The organism is Coleofasciculus sp. LEGE 07092, from assembly GCF_015207375.1.
Classification (GTDB): Bacteria; Cyanobacteriota; Cyanobacteriia; order Cyanobacteriales; family Coleofasciculaceae; genus LEGE-07092.
On sequence record NZ_JADEWY010000113.1, the window covers coordinates 1 to 22,339 of the forward strand.

The following is a 22,339-nucleotide window of genomic DNA, read 5'->3' on the forward strand; positions in this document are numbered from 1 at the left end:
GGTGGGGGGATTGGGTTCGATGGGATTGGGAATTTCTGGGAGGTCAAGGGTTTGGGCGGTTACGGGTAGGGTGAGACAGGTAATTAGGAAGGCAGAGGGCAGAAGGCAGAAGGGAGTCAGACGGTAGCGAGGGTGCATGGGGGGTAGAAACTCTATCATGTCCGGTAGTATCGGACTTGTATGAGCTTGTAGTCAGCCCTTTAGGGCTGGGAAATAAGTCATTCTAAGGCACTAAAGTGCCGACTACAAACAATTGTTTGGTGTTAAACCAGGACTGGTGGGGATAATTGTGGGAGATTGGGAGGTGAGAATGACTGTATCCCTGGCATCGTCTTTCCACACCCATCCTTGAGCTTCGATGATGGGTTGGGTAGTGGCATCGGTTTGGTTTCTGACAATCGTATTTCCCAGAACTTGGCTGGGATTGACGGGTAAGCCAGCGCCACCTTTTCTGATAAATGAACCTGTGTTTGACCCTCTTTGGGCGTCGCATCCCTGGGCAATTTCTTCAATGTCTGAGATTTCCGGTGGTTCAGTTAACCCTCGGATGGGGTCAATGTCGGGAGTTAGAATCGCGATTTCACCATTTAACTGGGGATTGAACAGAGAAAAGGCGGTGATGTCATTATTCTCGGTGAGTTGAGGGCGCACTTCTAGACCAAAGATGCCTTGGGCAGTAATGTTAATTTGACCACCTCGACCTTGAAAGGAGTTGGCGGTAATGTCACTGTTTCCCAGACCGACTAAGGTATCTGTCTGAATCGTGATGAAGCCACCGTCTCCAGGGCTATTCGCTGTGCCTGCGGTTGTGGAGATGCGACTGGTGTTGAGTAATTGGATATGTTCAGCGTTTAGGTTAATATTACCACCCTGACCGGATTGGGTTTCTCCAGTAATTAATCCCTGGTTATTGAGTTCAATGGTGTCAGCTTGGATAAGCAGGTTACCTGCGGCTGCTTGACTGGTGGGGTCTTCACTGGTGACGGTAGCTTTGGCTCCATCTTGGATAATTAGGCGGTCTGTGGTAATTTGTAAGTCTCCGGCGTCACCACTGCCTTGAGTTTGGGCAAACAAGCCACTGGGGACACCACTTGTGGCTGAGATGCCAGTTAATATAACTGAATCAGAAGCACGAACGGTAAGTTCTCCAGCTTGACCAGAACTTGTTGTTAGGGTGCTTATCTGTCCGCCCCGTTCCAGGATTAACCGTTCAGTGTCAAGGGTTAAATTACCGCCTCGCCCTGACCCTGCTGTACTGGCTGAGACTCGACCTTGATCCTGAATAGTGAGCTGCGGTGTTTCAATGGTTAAATTGCCACCTTTTCCCGTTGCTCCTGGGTTTGCTTGAGCGAAGATGCCACTGGGAAACCCATTCTGTCTAGTTCCAGTCACTAGAAGGGACTCGGAGGAACGAATGCTGATTTCTCCAGCATTGCCAGCAGCAAACGTAGAGGTAGAGATGTTAGCGCCATCCTGAATAATCAATACATCAGTATCAACCGTCAACTTACCGCTTGCGCCTCTCCCCCCTGTAAACGCAAACAAGCCACTGGGAAAACGAGGGTCTGCTGAAGTACCGATTAAGTTGATGGTTGAGGCAGTGACCGATAGATTTCCCCCTTGTTGATTGCCAAAGGTAGAGGCATCGATAGCTGCCCCATCCTGGATGGTTAATTGACCTGTGTTAACCTGCAAGTTGCCGCCAGCGCTATCTCCTTCAGTTACCGTAAACAAGCCACTGGCAAAGCTCAGGTCAGGAGACTCCCCAATTAAATCAATGGACTGGGAAGCGTTAACGAATAGGTTGCCCCCTTGACCATTTCCAGGTAGGAATGCTGCGGCTGAGGCTTGCGCTCCATCTCGGATAACTAAGCGCTGGGTGTTAATAATAATGTTGCCTCCGGCTCCGGCTCCGGCTGTTTCTGTGAGCAAACCACTGGGAAATCCGGTGGTACTGGATGTACCCATCAGTTCTACCGACTCGGAGGCGTTGACAGTTAACGTTCCCCCATCGTCTGCACCAAAGGTATTGGCAATTAAGGCAGCTCCCTCACTCAAGGTGACGTGGCGTCCCTGCACTTGAATATCTCCCCCACCTTCACCACTGGTATCGACTAGAGCATCCTGAGAGAGTTGGATATCTCCGAAATTTTGATTTTCGGCATATCCTAATACCAAGCCTTGGTTAGTGGGCGTTAGGCTAACTTCCCCTGGTTCTGCAAGGCTTCCGAGTTCAATTCGTCCCTGTTCAGCGATGAGCAATGCGCCTTGGTTCAGGGTGAGATTTCCACCCACAAGGGCAAGGGTTTGACCCGTTGGTACTTGTAGAATAGATCCTTGTACCTGGATATCTGCGGGTGCTCCTCCAAATTCTAGCGCTGTGGGAATACTGATAGTTAGTAATGGGGTGGGTGCTGCGACAGCAAAGGATGTACCATCGGCAAAGTTAAGTTGATTGGCTGTACTGGCGACGAAGGAGTTAAGGTTAATTAATTCGGCTTGTGGACCAAAGACAATTCCATTCGGATTGAGCAGAAATAGGCTGGGATTACCATTCAGGGCTTCGATGATTCCATCAATGGTTGAGATTGACCCTCCGGTGACGCGGCTGATAATCCGTTGAATGGCGGCACTGTTGTCAAAGATGGCACTGTTACCGTTGAGGATAGAAAATTCAGCAAAACTATGGAATAGATTTTCTCCTACGGTAGTGCCACCTCCAATCGTGCAGGTGGCGGCGGTACAGGATAGGTTAGGGGAACCATTGATTAATGTTCCCAAGCTACCATCGCTGCTGATTTGTGCCTGTACTGAGCTATGAATGCCTAAGTAACAGAGGGTCAGACTGGTTGCTAGCCCTAGTCTCTGAAGCATTGATTTCATAAAAAATCGGAAGCGAATATGATCAGGAAGCACGAGACAATCGCCGTTTTAGTAATAACCCTACACCCATTGTGCCAAACAGTAAGATGCCTAATGCGGATGAGGATTCTGGAACAGAGGTTACTGTTGAGTTGTTAGCCGTTTCCGGATACTCAACAATCACTTCGGTCACTTCATAGGTATCGGCAATTAATATATCAAATACGCGATTATCAAGGCTGGGGTTGCTGCTTTGAAACCGAATTGAGGAAGCGCCGATGAAGGGATTAGCAGCGGCAGTACCATCAATACCGAGATAGTATAATTCCTCCTCAGCTAGAGGGTTGCCATCTACGGGAATCAAAATTGAACCGCCACCGTTTCCAGAGGATTGGGAGTTAACTTCCCACCAGGATAGGGCTGTGGGTTCTTGACTAAAGATATTCTCGTAGTAGTTGAGTTCGGGTGGGTCATCTACTCCTGGTAAGTCATAGTCAGTATAGGAACGCCGCCGCACCCATATATAGTCCAGGGATGCGGAATCTGAATTGTTTTGTACACTCAGGGAGCCTCCCCTGATAAAGTCAAATTCCTGGTTAAACAAGTCTCCGTATTCAGATTGTTTAAGTAGCCAAGAGGGTTGGTTTGTGGATGCAGTGGGCATGGTTTAGTCTCCTAATATGTTGTGTTTGTCTGGTTGATTGACTATTGAAAGTGGAATTGATTCTATGGGGAAATTACAATTGAGTAGATTTCACAGAAAGGAAATAACCCGATGGTACTGAAATTTGGGAAGTTGGCACGAAAACGAAAGATGCTTCTCCATTACTGTCGGTTGTTACTTCCGTTGAACCAACAGATATTTTATTGGGACCCGATGTAAAAAATACAATTTTCTGAAAGAAGAATTCCAGTAGGAAATTGGTATTGGGTGTACCATTGAGCGTTCCTTCAATATTATTGTTAATGGATGTACTGAGGAAACCGATGGTGGTTCCCGAAGAATCAATTGTAAAACTACCTTCGTCGGCAAATGCTGAACCCTTAAAAGCACTGTCAACTGCTTGTACACTCCAGTAATAGGTGCCAGGTTCTAGGTCATTGAGTGTCCAACTTGTGTTGTGATTGACATTACCCATTTGGGCGAGTTGGCGAGTGCCATCACTATTGGACATGGGAGACATAATGTCTGACCCCCCTGGTGTAGTTCCCACCCGCAGGTTATAGGTCAAGTTGCTTTGGGGTGTTTCAGTATCTGTTGATGGGTTCCAATTTAAGGTAACGGAATTGCCGTTAACTGAATCGTTAAGACCAGTGGGAAGTGTGGGAGTAGTGTTCGCGATGAGGGTATTGTTGCGGTAAACTTTGCCAATATAGTCTGAACCATCATGACCCGCAAGCAAGATATCCAGGTCACCATCATTGTCATAATCTCCCCAGACAGCCGAATTTAACATCACATTCGTTAATGGGGCATTGATGTCAGTAAAGCCACTACCTGTGTTTTCATAGACCTTAGTTAGGTTTTCAAATTGACCATCATTGCTAGCGCCTGCGCCTGTAAGCAAGATATCCAGGTCACCATCATTGTCATAATCTCCCCAGACAGCCGAACTGTGACCCACATTAGTTAATCCGGCATTGATGTCAGTAAAACCACTACCTGTGTTTTCGTAAACTTTAGCAACGCCATTACTCCACGATTCATCCTTCCACCCTGTCAGTAAGATATCTAAGTCACCATCACCGTCATAATCTCCCCAAGTCCCTGACCCTCTGTGAACACCTGTCAATCCAGCATTGATATCGGTGAAGCCATTGCCTGTGTTTTCGTAAACTTTAGCGTGTGCTATTGCCGAGTCAAATGAAAGTATTTCCCAACCTGTTAGCAGAATATCCAGGTCTCCATCACTATCGTAATCGCCCCAATCCACAGAACTTGAAGAAAGACCGAGGAGAGAAGCTCCGATATCCATAAAACCATTACCTGTATTTTCGTAGACTTTGGTGATACGGTCTGAATCATTACTGTCAGGAGAACCATAAGTAAAACCAGTCATGAGGATATCGAGGTCACCATCATTGTCGTAATCTCCCCAGGTGGCAGAACCAATGCGGACACCATTCAATCCAGTATTGATGTCGGTAAAACCACTACCTGTATTTTCGTAGATTTTAACGATAGTCTTGGTATCTGAATCATCATCATAACCAGTCAGAAGGATATCGAGGTCATTATCATTGTCGTAATCTCCCCAGGCGACTGAACCGTGGAGAACACCAGCCAGTCCAGCATTGATTTCGGTGAAACCACTGCCTGTATTTTCATAGACTTTTGAATGATTACCATTAGAGAGCAGGATATCCAAGTCGCCATCGTTGTCGTAATCTCCCCAAGCTGTTGCCCTAGAAGTTTGGGGATTCCAAAAATTTGTTAATCCAGCATCAATGTCTGTAAAGAGTTCTGGGATGACTTGTTCTACTCCAATTCCTTGAGAGAACTCTGAGGTATTATTGTCTGGGTCAGTCGCCGTGGCGGTAATAAACTGCCCAACCGAACCTTCTGGCAAATTCAATGTGAAATTAGCATTGCCACTGCTATCAGTTGTGACATCTTGAAAACCGAGGAAGGTTTCACCCTCGCCATAACCTGAAGGATCTAAACTGCTGTTGGAGAAGAATTCTAACCGGAAGGTGTCATTAGGTGTACTGTTAAGCGTTCCTTGAATTGTTGTACTGTTGCCACTGGAAGTGGCGGAGGTTAATACTGGGAAGTTTTGTAAGTTATTAGCACCGACATCTCCATCTCCTAGGTCATTCGCTGTGACCCCACGACTACCAATAATATCAATTCCCAATTGGGTATTAGAAAAGATGGAATTACCCAGAATGGCATTACCATTGGTGCGTTCTGACTGTACTGTATTGGGATCTAGCAGCCATATACCCTCAGAATTATTGAATGCGATAATGTTTCCAGCACCTAAGTCTGTGCCACCGATAGTGTTATCAGCCCCTTCAATAGTTACACCTTCTCCTTGATTACCTAAGGGCTGGATACCAGTCACATCGGTGCCAATATAATTGCCTTGAACAACATTTTGTGTACCTGATTGCTCGGAAATTCTAATGTCTCTACGAATGCTTACGCCATCCCAGTCGTTACCAGAAATCAGATTACGCTCTTCAGGTATTGTCCCACCCAGAATATTGCGAAATCCCCCAATACCTACACCACCTCGATTGCCCAAAGCTTTGGTGCCAGTGATATCTGTACCGATATAGTTGCCAATAATTACATTATTCATTGTAGAAACACTAAGGGTGATACCACGAGAATCATTGCCAGAGATGAGGTTACGTGCCTCTACTGTTGAGCCGCCAATGAGATTGTTAGATCCGGTCGCAATATAGATGCCCTGATCAGAGTTACCTAAATCTTTTGTGCCAGTGACATCAGTACCAATGTAGTTGCCTTGGATAACATTATTTGTTGCTGAACTACGTTGAATGTTAATACCCTCCGCATCATTACCTGATATTAGGTTGCCTGCTCCTGTAGTTGTGCCACCAATTAAGGTATTAGACGTCCCCCGCATCTTAATACCGTAAAAATTCCCTAAATCTTTTGTACCAGTAATATCGGTGCCAATGTAGTTACCTTGGATGACATTGCCTGTTGCTGAACTATTTAATGCAATTCCTGTTGCAAATATATCACTATTACCGGAAATAAGGTTTCTCGACTCAGGTGTTGTCCCACCAATAGTATTATTGGACGTGTGGTCAATATACACTCCTGCCAAGTTATTACCCAGAGCTTGAGTCCCCGTGACATCAGTGCCAATAAAGTTCCCCTCAATCCGATTATTTCCATTGATTCTGAAGGCAATTCCGCTATCATCAAAGCGATTGATTACCAATCCGCGTACAGTGCTATTTCCCGCCGTAATCGTTAAACCATTAGCCCTTTCACCTACATTACTACCATCCAACTCAATAATCGGAGTTGCAGAGAACCCAACCTGAGTTTTTCCATCAATCACTACTGGGTCAGTAATTATAGGTAATGCGGATAAAGGTTGAATTGTAAATGCCCCGGTAACTGGGTCATAACCCGCATCAGCAGTGGGAATATTGAAGGCAATAGTATCCAGACCCGGATTACGATTTGCCCAATCAATGGCATAGCGCAAACTACCGATGCTACTATCGTTGGTATTAATTACAATTGGTGTTTCATTATCCGCAATCGTGACAGTGCCACTATTAGCCGTTCCGACTTGATAGCCTGTAGCTGCTGCCAAATTCAAGACAACCGTTTCATTCTCCTCAAACTCTGTATCATTGATTGCTTCGAGATTAATCGTGGTTGTGGATGCATTGGCTGGTATAGTGACACTGTTGTCTGCGATCGCGCTATTGTCTGGGTTGAATAATCCGTAATCCCCAGTCACGGCATCACCGGCTAGGGAAAAATTCACTGTCAGGGGTTCGGTGGTACTGCCTGTGCGGGTAATGGTAAACTCTCCTGTATCCCCATCTTCAGAAGCATTGGCATCTGTGGCACTAAGAGTTACTGTGGGTAATTCGGCTACATCCAATACCACCTGAGTCGTTGTTACTGATGTATCACTGCCATCAAAGGCTTTGACGGTAAACCCTGGAATAGACTCACCCGCTTGATCTGCCACCCAAACTAATTCCTCGGTTGGGGTTAACGTGGTCACTCCCGGCACGATCGCTTGTCCATTCTTGGTTAACGTGCCAGATGTGACTGCCTCAATCTGGAAGGAAATTCCATCCCCTTCCACATCACTGGCATTTGAGGCATTCAGTAAATCCGAATAGGCGATTGTAAATGGCTGATTAACCGTTGCTCCCGTCAAAGACGCGATCGCATCCACCGTTGGCGCATCATTTACACTAATCCCCTGGAGGCTAATCGTACCTGTGAGGGGTGAGGCAATGCCATCAGAGACATTGGTGTCAAGGGTCAAGTTGCCGTTGAAATTCTCTGTCGGGACAAACTGCACATCAGTCAGTAACGTATTAATATCAGCGACGGCACCACTGGCTTGCCACACCCCACTGGCGGGGTCAAAGGTTGATGATGTTGTCCCAACCGTATCCGTTGTTAACTGTCCTGCCTCTGGATGAGAGAGTTGTAAGCTGACGGTGATAGTATCCCCAGAATCAGGGTCAGTGATGCCAATATTTGTCAGGTCAAGTGGGATATCCTCGGTGTAGGCTTGAGTGAACGTCAGGTTGGTTGCCACGGGTGGTGTATTGGGTGGCAGATCATTATCAGCAATCAATACCTGAGCATTATTAGCTGTTCCTACCTGATAATCAGTATCTCCAATCAGATTCACCACCACAGTTTCATCCCCTTCATACTCCGTATCATTGATCGGCGTAATTGGCAGGGTGAACGTTGTCTCACCTGCGGGAATAGTAATGCTGTCACTTAATGTCGTATAATCTGTGCCTTGAGTCGCTGTACCCGTTGTGCTGTAGTGTATCGTCAGTGGGTCATTAGTATTGCCACTGCGGGTAAAGGTAAATTCTCCAGTATCCCCATCCTCCGAGGCAGTCTGGTCAGTCGCATTCAGAGTTATCGTCGGTAATTCAGTCACCTCAACGTCAACCTGAATCGGCGTTTCTGAATTATCCGTCCCATCAAAGGCTTTTACCGTAAACGCGGGTACTGCTGAACCCGACGTGTCCGGTATCCAAACCAGTTCATCCGTATCCCGTAACACAGTTTCCCCTGGTATCACCGGGTTGCCATTGTGAATTAACGTACCAGAAGTGACTGTTTCAATCCGGAACCAAATCGTATCCCCATCCACATCCGCTTCATCAGCAACATTGGCTAAATCCGCGTAAGTAATCGCAAAGGGTTTTGTTTCTGTCGCACCCGTCAGTGTTAGAACCGTCGTTAACGTTGGCGGGTGATTCGTTTGAGTGCCGTAGAGATTCAGTTTCCAGGATTTCCAAGTACCAGTATCGGGTTGCTCGAAATCGAATATTTGATCGGATACTCGCAGCGTCCACTCTCCCAGAGACGACTCACCCCAGTGACGCACTGAGGTAAATACCCAATTTTGATAGTTAGCATTTGGGTTGTAGTTGTCGTTGGGATTGGTGTCATAAACAGGAGGATGAGGTTGAGCCAAAATGGACTCCGTGCCATCTGGGGAAACAAGTACCACATTCAGGTCACCCCGTATGGGATGGTCAGCCTCAAAAACGACCTCTGCCCATTCAACGGTGATATCATCAGTAATATTAATGGTTCTTTCAATCTCTGTGCCATCTGCATTGGGAATATCTACCTCAACGACTTGTGGCTCAGAACTAATCGAAACCTCTTCAGCGACGGATGTCCAGGTTGTTGCCTTTTCCACAGCAGCGGCAGCATCAATCCCACCAAAGCCATACTTATGATTAACCTGGTATCCTGCCCCATTTGTCGTCCAGTCCTCGTCAAATCGGTCAGTTTTGTCCGGGTCAGCCGTTTCCACGAGAATATGCTGCACATCTCGCCAGGTTAGATTGGGATTAGCCTCCAACATTAGCGCCACGACTCCAGAAACTAACGGTGCGGCGGAAGAGGTTCCCCCAGAGTCATAGGTATAATCCCCTGGATTTGTGCCATCAGCGCCGATTAAATCCGTCGTCGTAATCCCATTCGTTCCGATATCGAGTTGCCAATTTCGGAGTTGACCCGCTTGGGAGGGAGTATTATCGGTAATTTCCAACTGCCAGATGCCATTGGCAGTTTCGCCATCCAAATCAGCCAGACGCCCTTCGGGTCGGAAGCGCTTAAACTTGACAATCTCTGGATTCGACCAATCAGTAATCAGAGTCTCTTCCTCATCAGAGAGCCAAATCCCTTGAAAATGGGCATTTTCATCGGTTACATCCGTAAATAGTTCAACGCGGGTTCCCGATGGACTAATTAGAAATGCCTCCAAATCACTGCTACGTTGATGGCGAATGTCCAACCTGACTGCTAGGTCAGTGATTGCTCCTGAAATGTTATTAACATTCAGGTCAAAGCTTTGTGTCCCGTTATCCGAAATCAGTTGCTGCCTGTTATCACTGGGAGAATGTTTGTAACTTCCCTTAGAATAAGCCGACACTAACAACGACGCTCCCGGTTCACTGTACCGAGTTTGATCCCCAGAGTCATCAATAGCGGCTACGGCAACAGTATAGCGAGAATTAGCGAAGCTATTATAATTGACATTACTGTCGTAAGCTTGGTCATTGCCAGCGGCAAACACGTAAATATTGCCCAAACCATTCCTGCCCTCAGTCGCGGCTGTTTCCAGCGCTGCTAACGAGAGCGCATTTCCCCTCCAAAACCAATCTCTGGGTTTCCAACTATTGTTATAAAGGTCAATCTCCTGGTTCTGGTAAGATAAGGCATCAGCTATCCTTAAATCCGCAATATTTTCACCCAGCAGTCGCAATCCGGCTAGAGACGCCTCCGGAGCCGCCCCACTCACGCCAATATTGTTATCCCCTCTCGCTGCTGCTATCCCCGCAATAGCCGTCCCGTGGGCATTAGCGGCAGTTGCGGCGGGGTCACTATCTCCGTCTTGGAAATCCCAACTTAAGTCGGCTCGGTAATTTTCGACCAAATCGGGATGAGTATGTTGTAACCCATCATCAACAATGCCAATGACAACCCCGTTTCCGTGGATGTCTGACTCCCAAACGGGAATAACATTGCCATCAAAACCGGGAAGGCTACCCGTCTGACCTGTATTTTGGAGATGCCATTGGTGACCAAATAAGGGATCATTCCCTTGGGGGACAAGTTCAACGGGAACCAAAGGATAGGCAAACTCAATCCCCCCTAACTCCTGCAATTGCTGACCCACCTGCTCCGGAGTCATAGTCCCTGGAAACTGCCAAATGTAGGTATGGGGAATGTATGTCGTCTCTCCTAAATTCTCAACCCCAAACAGGGTGGCTAACTGGGGATGGGGATAACCGGGTGTAATTCCCACTACCCATTCTTGAGTCTCCGCTAATGTTGCAGGGTCATAATTATCTAAATCCGTAGACGATTCAACAGCAGAGCGCACGACATCGGAAAGCTCATCGGTAATAGCCCCTTGCGGCTGCGAATCCTGATCAATGGTTACATAATCAACCAAAGCTTCTCCCAACTCCGTTGTCCGCCAATCCTGAGTTGGTTCAATCACCGCATCCAACAGAACGGTTTGACCTGTCGCCCCCCGTACAGAAAAGATGAAATCGTTGTAATCTTGATCTGAGCGACCGTCCACCCGCAAATCTTCCATGACAAAGGTGTGACCGTCTCCGGTAACATCGGCAATTTGCCCCAAATGTAACCCATCATTGGGATTAGCCGTCGCCAAAGAGAACAAGGGACGCACCGAGCCGCCAATGGTAGGTTGCTCAAAGACTTGCTGTACTGTCCCATTAGGAACTAGCATCAAGGCAAACTCATCGCCTGGAGTCAAGTTGAAGCGTTTGACTCCCTGGTAATCTCCCTGATTGCGATCGCGCTCTCCTAATTCTCCCCGAAAGCGTCCCCCCTCTATCCGGTCAGAAATGGCAATATAACCCAAGGGCGAATCACTCAAAGCCCGAAGAGCCGCTTCCTGGATAAACTCTGGAGAACCTGGCTCCAAGTTCTCCATCCCCGCTAGATTAAAGAGTGCCAGTTCTCCCTGATACCCCCCACCATCAAATAGGAAATCAATCTTCACCTCTCCCGTGTTCCCCACGGTGAATACTCCAGATTCAAGGTTCAAATCCGAGTTAACCATTGCCGAAGTACCCAGTAAGGGGTCAACCCCATCTAACACCGGGGAGGTTTCCTCCGTCTGGGAATTCAAATCTGCCGTAGGATTCAACCCTAGAGCATTTCCCGTCAGAGTATTCTCCAGATTTACGCCTGTCACCGCAACAGGTACAATTTTAGAGTCCAGCAGTGGGTCACGGTAACTTCCCAGGGCGGTTAATTTAGATGTAGAGGGAACTTGAGATTCAGTTGCCAGAATATTGTTGAGTCCATCCTGACCTGGAACTGAGGCGAGGGGATTACTCAAACTCGCTTGTACCGTATCTGAATTATCCATGACTTTTTTCAACTCAAACGATTAGGGGCTATCTGGCTCACTCCCTAAATTAGGAACCCCTAATAGGGCAACTCTGAATAAAAAAATTGTCAATTTTTTATGGAAACACTAATTGAAAGCAGGGAGGAGAAATTAGTTATCCTTATCCTGCCGTAAAACAGTACAAATGAAAGGTGCGACAGCTTACAAAAGCTATTGCCCTAGGCGTTATTCTCAGACAGATTTCCACAAGTCAGTTAATCAAGCGAACAGTTTCCGATTCCGGATGGACTATTGGCATTAAGTGGCATTAAGCCATAGGCTAACCTGAAACTTATCTCCAAGCAAAAATAAGGGAACTTCCGGCTAAAGGATACAAGCGCTTTTTACTGGGCGTGGTCAAATCAGAGTATTAACTATTCTTTCTTAGAAGATAACTTTTCTCTAGTTGATCGAGCAAGGATTCCAATGTAAAGATTCAGGTCAGGTTTGATCAATTTATTATTAGGGGATGAAAGGCTTCGCCCAAAATGGTGCTTGAATACCCGGACTGTCCAGCTTTCGGCTTTCATCCTCTGCCGTTGTGATTCAGGGTATGGGTTCAGGCGACAAAGGTGGGCGAGATTTATTGTCAGCGAAGTTTTCGCTCAAGACTTGTTGGAAAAACTCCATCACCAACCGTCCCCGCTGTCTACGGGTTTGTACCACACTCAGCAAATCGACAGTCTGTTGGAATCGCTTCATTGAAGGAAATGATGCACGATATCAGATGAAACTAGTTATGAAAAAAGATGCCTTGAGCGTTTCCCCCAGACACTACCGCATCCATGATGCCAGTCAGAAACACCGCCTGATTCGGTTGTTTACCCAAATTTGTCCTCGCTTCTGGAAAACACGTCGCCGTGTACTCAGTTTTGCCCTTGTGACATTTCTCGGATTGGGTTCAGTTTTGGGCGTCCAGACTCTATTTACTGAACGGGTCATTGGCGCAAGCCCCCTAATTCAACCCATACTCCTAACGTCTGACACGACGGTAAGAGAACCAGATGTGAGTGTTCAGCCAAAAGTACAATCGGAAATTCTCCTCGTTCAAACCCCTATTGAGATTAATTATCAGCAACTTGACCAAGGTCAAGACTACTTGGCGTCAGGACGCTACACCCAAGCTTGTCAGACCTTCCTACAAGGGTTTGGGTTAGAGTCTCCAGACTGTCAACTCTCAGACCAGGAACTGCAAACCCTCCAACAGTTCTCTAACTCTCCAGCTAACGTTGAGGGCTGGCGGGGATTAGGTGAAGTGCTGCGCCGAGTCGGTCGCTTAGAGGACGCCCAGACGGTTTTATCGTTTATTTCCCAACCTACCCCGGCTGACTATTTGAGTTTGGGCAATACCCAACGTGCTTTAAGTCAGCGCCAACGTAATTTATATAACAGAACCCGAAACTTAGATGATTTGCAGCAAGCTCTTAATCAGGTAGAAATAGCCTTAGACAGCTATCGAACAGCCGCAGAAACGGATGGGTCTAATTCTCAAATTATCCCAACTCAGGCACGACTCAATCAATTGAGTTTGACCTTAGATACTGTGGCATGGCTGAAAACGGTCAAGCAGGAGTTAACGGTAGAGACATGGATACCTACGATTAAATCTGAGATTACCCAGGTTGAATCGGCAGCAAAAAAATGGTTTTCTATCCTAGAAAAGCAGGCTTCCCAGACTCATCAGACCATTCAACCAACATTTGATACAAAAACCTGGAAAAATTTAACCTTCCCAGAACAGTTATCTCTAATCTACGCCCAAGTGAATTATGCTGTCAGCTTAACTCAGCTCCAAGAGTATGCCAATTATTTCCCCTCTTTAAGAGAACCTTCAACCGCAGAAATCAACCAACGCTTTGACACAGCAGTTACCTGGGCAAAACAACTGAACAATCCCCTGGCAGAAATGTATGCCCTAGGTTACTACGGGCAATGGTACGAACAACAGCAGGAATGGCAGAAAGCAGAAAAACAAACTGAAAAAGCCCTAAGATTAGCCCAATCTCAACGATCATGGGATGTTGCTTATCCGTGGCAATGGCAATTAGGGCGAATATACAAAGCTGAGGCAGAGCAAGCAGAAAAGCAGCACAAAACGTCAGCAATGCAAGGTTATTTTCAACGCGCCTTAACCGCCTACGAAGCAGCATTTCATAATATTCAAAATATCCGGGATAACTTACTATCGGCTGAATTAGATATTCAATTTAATTTGCGCGATCAAGTAGAGCCAATCTATCGAGGATATGTTAATTTACTGCTACAATCTAGGGGGGATAATCAACAAGAAAACCTAGAAGAAGCCCGTAATGTGATTTCCGAACTCCAGTTAGCTGAACTGCAAAATCTACTGCAATGTAGTGTAGCCCAACTAGAGGGTGAGGAAACTGTATCCCTGGAAGCCATAATTGCCGAAGATTCAACCACCGCCGTTCTTTACCCGATCCTTTTGGAAGACAGACTCGAAGTCATTCTAGCTGTACCGGGGGAAAAACTGCGACATTACTCACCCGCCAACACCCCGCGTCAAGAGGTGGAAACCCTGATCAAACGACTATGGTACTCCCTAGAACAACCTTTTTTCTCCCAAAGAGGTAGACAAGACTCTCAAACACTCTACAATTGGTTAATTCAACCCGCTGAAGCCGACTTAGCCAACAGCCAGGTCAACACGTTAATCTTTGTCCTGGACGGAGCGTTACGCAATATCCCTATGGCGGCGCTTTTAGACGAGAATGAACAGTACCTAGTGGAGAAATACGCGATCGCTTTATCTACGGGTTTAAAATTACCACAATCTGAGTCAAGCGGAGAATTCAACGCATTAATTGCAGGACTCTCAAAACAACCGGAGTTAGCCGACTCCTTAGACAATCAGTTTGGGCAATTGGATTATGTTGAGATAGAAATTGCTAATATTCGAGCAGTTCTTCAAGATTCGTCGCTCTTATTCAATGAACAATTTACCGATAAAGCTCTACAAGATAAAATTAATTCTTCTGCTTACAACTTAGTTCACTTAGCCACCCATGGTCAGTTTGGTTTCAGTCGTGAAGACACTTTTATTATTACCGCCGCCACTGAAGCTGACCAGGAAATAAACAGTAATATTAATGCCCTAAAGATTGATCTCAATACCCTGGATGATTTACTTAGAGCGAGAAACCAAGATCCCATTGAATTACTTGTTCTCAGTGCTTGTGAAACCGCAACTGGAGACAATCGCGCCGTTTTAGGAATTGCGGGAATGGCGGTACAAACAGGGGCGCGTAGTACCATTGCGACGTTGTGGAGTATTGATGATCCATCAACGGCTGCATTGATGAAACAATTCTACGCCGCCTTAGGCAAAAAAACAACTAAAGCCGAAGCCCTTCGCCAAGCCCAACTCCACCTCCTGCAAAATCCTTCCGCCTATAGACCTTCTCATTGGGCAGCTTTTGTTTTAGTTGGAGACTGGCGTTGATCAGTGCAGACTCCTGTAATAAGATTATCATTGTTTAAGATTTAATATTGAACAGCTTGGTTCTTGAGCAATTTCGCTTAAACCAACTGCTTCTAGCAGGTCATTCCAGTCAGCCGCTAATTCGGGATTTTGCCACAATTGATTCCAGTTAGCAGCAAATTCAGACTCCTTCAGGTCAAAACAGCGGCTGGTAGCAAGAAGAGTTAATGTTTCATGCCAAATGCTTTCTTTGGCGTAGATTTCAACACGTTTTCGTGGTTTAGCTACTTGTAATTGACGTTCACGTTCGTCGGTTAGTGCCACACGTTGAACCCATCCATCAACATTAGGATTTCTGGAGGGTCTTCGTGGATCACAAATAATTGAAAGATACCAATGGTAAAGTTTTTCTATCTTGAGTCCATGAGTAGAGGGGATGCGTAAGCCAACAATCCCTGATATGCCATCTAAGTCAAGCCGAAAAGGTTCGTCGAAAATATCATTATTTTTGTTATCTTGTAACATAAACTCTAACTTTGAATAATCTAAGTTTGGCGGCAAATTGGGAATGTAAAACCAAAAGATTGGATACTCACTCACTGTTAAACTGATCGAACTCACTAGACCTTCAGGTAAAACATTCCCCAATGTCTTATCAAAAGGTTCCTCAGGTACTAAAGCAAAAAGCGGTGGATTAAGCAAACTGCACTGCCCTCGTCTTCCTGCATCTCCCCGCCGAGAGGATTCACCGAGTTGTTTTTCCTTTCTTCCTCCTCTCAGCCAACGGAACCACTTTTGTTGGCTAGCTGGAGTTTCTAAGAATTTGGAACTAACTTGAATTTGTTGAAGAAATAGATTATTTGATACTTTTCCTAAATTGAGAACTTCAGTTGTATTTTGTGCATTAACAGGTATTGAATAAAACACTAAATGACTTAGTAATAATATAGCTGTTAGTCTGCCTAATATTGTTTGAAAAAATAATCTTATTTTATTGGTCATAATTTAATTGTTTTATAGTTTGCTTTTTTTATTTACTTGTCAAAAAATTAAGGCGTACAACGCAAATTCCCGTTAAAGCAAAAGCCAATAAAGGGGGTACAAGTGGTATCCAGCCACTAAACCAAGAAAAAACGTACCAACAAATTATTAATAATAATGTTAGTATAAATATCACTATCAATACTCGGTGTAAATATTTTTGGAAATATAAAAATAATATACCAAATATAAAAGACCAAAGCCAAGTCCACAATAACTCAAACTCTGGTTCCCAGAACCATATTAGTTGCCGCTCTCTCTTAGCAGCACTAATAATTTGACTTACCATGTGTGCATGAAGAAACACTCCTGGCATTTGACCATAGGGTGTAGAATGCATATCAATTTCATTATCTTCAGTGTTATTTAGGTAGCCAATAATAACAACTCTATCTTCTAAAGCCTCTTTTTCAATATCACCGTTTTTTACTTCTGTATAGGAATAATGATTTGGTTTATCTATATTACGGTAATTGAGAAGTATTTCATAATCACTACTAGGTTCATAACCCCAATCTGGATCTTCTTTGTGGTAACCTCCTGACGGTCCATCTTCATATAAGGGTTTAAAAAAAATATCATTTAAGTACAAGTATCCCTTTGGGTGGTTAGGTTCAATTCCTTCTTGTTTTAGGTAATTAACAGCTAGTTGGTAACTGAGAGGAAAATTAGTATCACAGAGTAGTTTATTATCTGATCGCATTTCCAATAAATGGCGACGAACGACTTTATCACCTTCGTAGTCGTCATACAAGATGTCACTGAAGCCTAACCGTCCGGTTGGAACTCCAGGAGGAGGTTTAATGCCTGGTTTTACGACATCATCGTCAGCTTTACAAGCTAGAATAATAGAACTATTTTTATTAATTTCATTAATTAATTCTTTATATTGAAATTCTACACCGTGAGGTTTATCTCGGTAAATATCCAGACCAATAATTCTTGGTTTGTACTTCTCCCGCAATGTCTGCAATAGCTGCTTTAATTTTAGATCTGGTATTTCACTCTTATCCCATTCTCGAAGTTCAGCATCGGTGATTCCTACAACGATGATACGGTCATCCCATAACTCGTATGGTCGCCATCGCATCAATAGATCATAAGCTACTAACTCTAGGGAACGTAGCATTCCCGGAGATCGTATCGCAAACGTTACTATTATAGTGGACAAAAGACTTATCCAAATTACTCTGCCTAGGTTACTCCAAATAGGCTTTTTATTCTTGATTTTTTTATTATTTTCAGTCCTAGTCCCTTTATTTTTTTGATAATCCTCAGAGATTGATGGTTTATCCTCCGAATCAGCCTTATCTAATCCTTGCCTTCCTTCCCTAGTGTTTCTTGGCTCTAAGTTATTATCCCTCTCATTGAGTTGCTCTACACCGACTTCACTCTCCTCTGGCTGAGGAGAAAGAGAAATCGGTGCGGTTTCATACACTACAGATGTAGACACCTTATCTAGACCCACTGACTTGGTGTCGGATGACAGTGGGTCTATTAAGGGTTTCGGGAATTTTCAGTTGCGGCTGTTTTTATAGCCTTACAAATTTTAACTAAGGCTTTATTTAATTCAGCAGGACTCAGATTATCTAAAGGTTGATTCGGGTTGTGTGCAGCTTGATAATCAACAATTTCTGTTTCATCGTATAGACAGGACGTTACAGGTATCCAAATAATTTTAACACCTTCTTGTTCCGCTGCTGCCAGTAAAGGTGGCAATTCATGTTCAGCAATAAAGTCAGACGCAAGGAAATCAGAACTGACCATTAAAACCGCTACATTGGCTGCGGCGAGAGCATTTTCAATTTCTTCTTTCCACTTAACCCCAGCTTTAATTTTTGTGTCATCCCACACAGAGATTGTCTTATTCCTCATCAGCGGTTTCAGCATAGTCTGAAGCTTTTCTAACCAGATTTTATCCTTATGGCTATAACTGATAAAAACTTGTTCGCGTTTCATCGACTGATTAGCTTTAATTGGGGGTGGTTGCATGGTTAAATCTGGAGTGGGTGCTGAATGGGTAGCTAAGTTATTATCGATAAATCGCTTCACCTGGCGGTAAATCTGACTTTTCCTATCCGTCACCTTACAGATAGAAATATGGTCACAATCCATCGATACAGGAATCACACCTTTAATCCCCGGATCAGCACTGGTTTGATTCACGACTAAAATCCCTTTAGTAGGTCGCGTTTCGTAGTACGCTAACATCGGGATTTGACTAAGCTGCTCGTTATTGCGATATAAAAGATTCAATTCCCGCAACCGCGAATGATGTGCTTCCAACTCCTCAACGGAGACAGTGGTTTGCAAAATCCCACCAATATGCTTAATCCAACTCGCCATATCTGAACCGGAATGGGGCGTAGACAGGAATACAATCCCCCTTGTCTTATGTGCGATCGCACTCCACTTGCCAAAATCTCTAGCACTTCGCAGCATCTGCTTGACCAGCAATCCTCCCATGCTATGAGTGATGAAAATAATCGGGCGATCGCCTATCTCATAACTATCCAGCAGATCTAAACTATTCGTGGCGCGATCTGCCAATGGCATAGAATTCCCTTTCCATCGAAAGGGTTCCACCTGATACCCCAGTGACCAAATTCCCACATCCGGCATATCTTCCCCCAACCAGGCGCACCAAAAGTTATCATCATCCTGCTTTTCCTGGGGATGCCAAGTTCCTCGCGCCGTACCGCCTAATCCATGAACGAAAATCACATCTCCCCGCCGAGAAGGATTATCACACCCAGAGATTTCGATTAAATCGTTAAAGTTACTCATCAGCTATCCAGTTGTTCTGTAGGGGACAAAATTTGGGTCACATCAAACGGAAGTTCCCCAAAAACGAAATAACGCAATCTTTACAGGGAGTGAATTCTATCCATTTTTAAATCCCTCTTACTGGGTACATATTTGAAAGCGACTCCTAGAGCGGATTTTGAAGCGATTGTGCTTCGAGTCTCTAGTCCCTAACCTCTAGGAAGGCATTCATCGCCTCTATCAGGTTTCAGGATGATTTCCTCTAGACTAACCCGTTTACGGTGGGTCGCCAAAAGTGATCGCCCGTCAGCAGCGGTGGCACGGCACTAATCGCCGGGGTGTCGGTGGGTCGCTAAAAGTGATCGCAGACTTCCCTGGACACGAGTGCGAACCTACTTCTTGAGAGGAGCTTGTTGTCGGCTTTTCATGCTAGGCTATCTTGTGTTGAAAAAAGTCAACTCACGTCAACTTCAAATGAATCCGGTTATAGACAAGATATTGAAAGGTATACTCAGAATGCCGATGTAGATGTAGTTAAAGGAATTGTTAAACATTTAGGTATTGCTCTGCGGAGTAAAGATGCTTCCCTAGTTTCCTGTACCTCTCCAGATGAACTGGAGTTAGTACGAGAGAGCTTTTTGAAAAAGAAGCTGGCTTTGACGCTATCGGAGGAGGAGTTAGATAAAGCTGTTGGGGAAATCTGCACGAAAATGAAAGACGCCAGAAATAAGAGTCGGGTGACTTTCTATTATCTTTTAGCTGAAAAGTACAACAAGTTTGACAATTTTAAATAGCCGAGTTGGGGGGATGGCATTACCCTAAGATGGGAGCTTCACTTGAAACGACACGGATAGCGGGGAAGAAGTTAGTAAGCAGTTATCCGACCGGAAATGCGATCACTTGCACTTCCTAGAGTAAAGCCGATCGCGATCACATGGTCAGGAGCTGGGGACTGGGGACTGGGAGTGGAAAAGGCGATCGCTAAGTTACAAATTTTATAGATCGATAGTCAGGATTTTTTTCTGGCTTTTTTTGTCGCTCAACACGACTGTATTGTAGGGTGATGTATCCGTCAAGAGCGGAATTGGCAGCCTAAAAGTGGGGTTTTTATGATCGAGTTCGCCTAAATCAATGCTTTTCGTTATATCGCCATCTGTTGCCAGATAAGCGGTAAGTTCGCCTTTATAATCTTCAATTAAAAAGTCTCTAAAGGAAACGGCTTCTCCACCCTCAGGATCTATACCAAGGATGACCGTACCGCTGAAAGTTGCGCCTTTTCGTTCTTCATCAACCGTTGCCATTATGATTTCCGAGGGGTCTTGACCGGACATATCTGCCATAAACTTTTTCCTGGGCGAATTCTCAACAATTGAAATGATTTTACAAGAGCGCTATGGACGAGCGCAAAACTCTCAAGACGTATTTCTGCATCGGAAGTATGCTTTTTGACCTTCATACACCGCTCACCTTTTTGGCTCATTCAGCTCTGAGATAAGACTAACAGGAGGCACTAAGAAGTGAGCGCGTCTGTTGAGTCAGTTGTCCAGAACAAACAGGACTGTCCTGAGCGGTCACTGAGGTATGGGGTTGTCCATGTGGCAGAGAAGTTGCTTGGAGCTAGCGCGGAAGCGAATCGAGGCGATCGCGTATTTGGGAGTCGCGGCAACATCCCCCGTGGTATTGGTCGGATGTTTTGGAGATGTTTCCGATGTTTCGGTTTTCCCGGTGGGTCAGGTCGGTCGGTGGAAATGCGATCGCCTATAGAGGGCACAGGGCGGTTAGGTTGTCGAGAACGAACGCTGGGGTCAGGTTCGGTAACTGGGGAGAAATTCGATCGCAAATTGTTTGAAACTGCCTCAATTAACGATAAGTATTTCTCTATGAGGCGATTAGGGGAAGCGATCGGCGCTGACGCTCGAAGAGAGCTTCGCTATCGCGTATCCGGTACTGGTTAGTAGAATATTTAACTAGTTAATTAATGTCGCGTCATAAGTAACCAGTTAAACAAAAGGGATGAACCCCCTCTCACCGTCACTCAATCGATTTTCCAGAACCATTATACTGTAAGGACTTCCTAGGAAAATCCGGTCAAGCCTCTCTCAACTTGTTAGGAGTGAAGGGATTAGTGGAATCAGCGATCGCGTTTTTCTCCCACAACGGGTTAGGAAATTCCGAGCCAGGTAGTAACCAGTTATCCGACCGAAAAGGCGATCGCAAAATACCCCCACCAAAATGCCCTAGAAGTGGCTGGAAATCACTTGATAATGGTAGAATAGCTTCGACAAGATTGAAGGGCTTCTAGGGCGAAGAGATCGTAAGCTAACAAGAGTCAATGCTGGAGGGATGAGAGAGGCTGGGGTCAATAGTCGTAGAGAGCAAGGGAAAAACTAGTTAGAAAAAAGGAACTAGTTAGAATACTGAAAAGTAGAACCCGTTAGAGAGAGCAACCAGTTAGGGGACACCCAAAAGATAAAACCAGTTAGAGAAAACAATGAACAGGTTAGGAACAAAGAGAGTAACTAGTTACGTCTGTTCATTCCATGAACAGACACACAGACTAACCATTCTATTAAACTCTGATTTTACTCTTTATTTATAAGGATTTCAAGCCACAATTTTCAAAAAGTTGACGGAACTGACCTGTATGCAAGGTTGTGGGAAACTGAGTCAAATCTGCCTCAACTGGTTAGGAGAGCGGTGTGAGCTAGCCTTGCGCTCGCTCTCCGTGCCAAAGGCAATGCCTCAAGCTAGAATGAGCTGTAAGGGGCTTGGAATCAGCGTGAGGTGATATATACCGGAGGCAAGATTAAAGGGCTTCTAGGGCGAAGAGAACGTAGGGTAACAAGAGTCAAGGTTGGAGGAATTTAAGACTGGGGTCAAGTAGAAAGTTAGCGAAGAAACTAGTTATAAAGAGGGTGAGGATAGAACCAGTTGCACAAAATAACTAGTTAGAGGATACCAGAAAGCTAGAACCAGTTAGGCAAAACTAATAACCAGTAATCAAGGCAGTATGTAACCAGTTATGTCTGTTAATTTAAATTAACAGACATAACTGGTTACATACTGCCTTGATTAC

The 22,339-nt window shown here is 45.1% G+C and carries 11 protein-coding genes; 3 read left to right on the forward strand and 8 right to left on the reverse strand.

From position 1 onward, the window contains the following. Positions 1-243: 243 nt before the first annotated feature. The 4 genes from IQ257_RS22775 to IQ257_RS22790 all read right to left on the reverse strand — a co-directional run bounded on the left by IQ257_RS22775 (position 244) and on the right by IQ257_RS22790 (position 12,713). Positions 244-2,883 carry a filamentous hemagglutinin N-terminal domain-containing protein gene (locus IQ257_RS22775; protein WP_228060942.1) on the reverse strand — a complete coding sequence of 880 codons (2,640 nt, stop codon included), beginning with the start codon at positions 2,881-2,883 and terminating at the stop codon, positions 244-246. Between the two features lie 22 nt (positions 2,884-2,905). Beyond that, entirely contained in the window at positions 2,906-3,526 is a 621-nt protein-coding gene (locus IQ257_RS22780) for a hypothetical protein (protein ID WP_193877406.1), read from the reverse strand. A 73-nt stretch (positions 3,527-3,599) separates the two neighbouring features. Beyond that, positions 3,600-11,990, reverse strand: a complete 8,391-nt coding sequence (locus tag IQ257_RS22785) for a S8 family serine peptidase (RefSeq protein WP_193877408.1) — start codon at positions 11,988-11,990, stop codon at positions 3,600-3,602. A gap of 567 nt (positions 11,991-12,557) precedes the next feature. Beyond that, a complete protein-coding gene (locus IQ257_RS22790; protein ID WP_193877410.1) occupies positions 12,558-12,713 on the reverse strand; it encodes a hypothetical protein in 156 nt (51 codons plus the stop codon). 25 nt (positions 12,714-12,738) lie between these two features. Here IQ257_RS22790 and IQ257_RS22795 point away from each other — a divergent pair, with 25 nt between their 5' ends. Next, positions 12,739-15,477 (forward strand): CHAT domain-containing protein, encoded by a 2,739-nt coding sequence (locus IQ257_RS22795; RefSeq protein ID WP_193933244.1) that lies wholly within the window; start codon positions 12,739-12,741, stop codon positions 15,475-15,477. A gap of 27 nt (positions 15,478-15,504) precedes the next feature. On the opposite strand, the gene IQ257_RS22800 is transcribed toward IQ257_RS22795, so the two are convergent. Genes IQ257_RS22800 through IQ257_RS22810 form a run of 3 tightly spaced genes read right to left on the reverse strand, consistent with a single transcriptional unit; the run spans position 15,505 to position 19,284 of the window. Further along, entirely contained in the window at positions 15,505-16,458 is a 954-nt protein-coding gene (locus IQ257_RS22800) for a DUF928 domain-containing protein (RefSeq protein WP_193877414.1), read from the reverse strand. Between the two features lie 28 nt (positions 16,459-16,486). Further along, positions 16,487-17,950, reverse strand: coding sequence for a CHASE2 domain-containing protein (locus IQ257_RS22805; protein WP_193877416.1), 1,464 nt, complete (start codon positions 17,948-17,950; stop codon positions 16,487-16,489). 44 nt (positions 17,951-17,994) lie between these two features. Further along, positions 17,995-19,284: a TIR domain-containing protein gene (locus tag IQ257_RS22810; RefSeq protein ID WP_193877418.1), complete on the reverse strand. Its 1,290-nt coding sequence runs from the start codon at positions 19,282-19,284 to the stop codon at positions 17,995-17,997. Between the two features lie 392 nt (positions 19,285-19,676). Between IQ257_RS22810 and IQ257_RS22815 the strand changes: the two genes are divergently transcribed. After that, positions 19,677-20,057 (forward strand): DUF2853 family protein, encoded by a 381-nt coding sequence (locus tag IQ257_RS22815; protein WP_193877420.1) that lies wholly within the window; start codon positions 19,677-19,679, stop codon positions 20,055-20,057. Between the two features lie 201 nt (positions 20,058-20,258). Here IQ257_RS22815 and IQ257_RS22820 read toward each other — a convergent pair whose 3' ends face one another. Then, positions 20,259-20,603 carry a hypothetical protein gene (locus IQ257_RS22820; protein ID WP_193877422.1) on the reverse strand — a complete coding sequence of 115 codons (345 nt, stop codon included), beginning with the start codon at positions 20,601-20,603 and terminating at the stop codon, positions 20,259-20,261. A 177-nt stretch (positions 20,604-20,780) separates the two neighbouring features. Between IQ257_RS22820 and IQ257_RS22825 the strand changes: the two genes are divergently transcribed. Beyond that, positions 20,781-21,218, forward strand: coding sequence for a hypothetical protein (locus IQ257_RS22825; protein ID WP_193877424.1), 438 nt, complete (start codon positions 20,781-20,783; stop codon positions 21,216-21,218). The last annotated feature ends 1,121 nt before the right edge of the window (positions 21,219-22,339 follow it).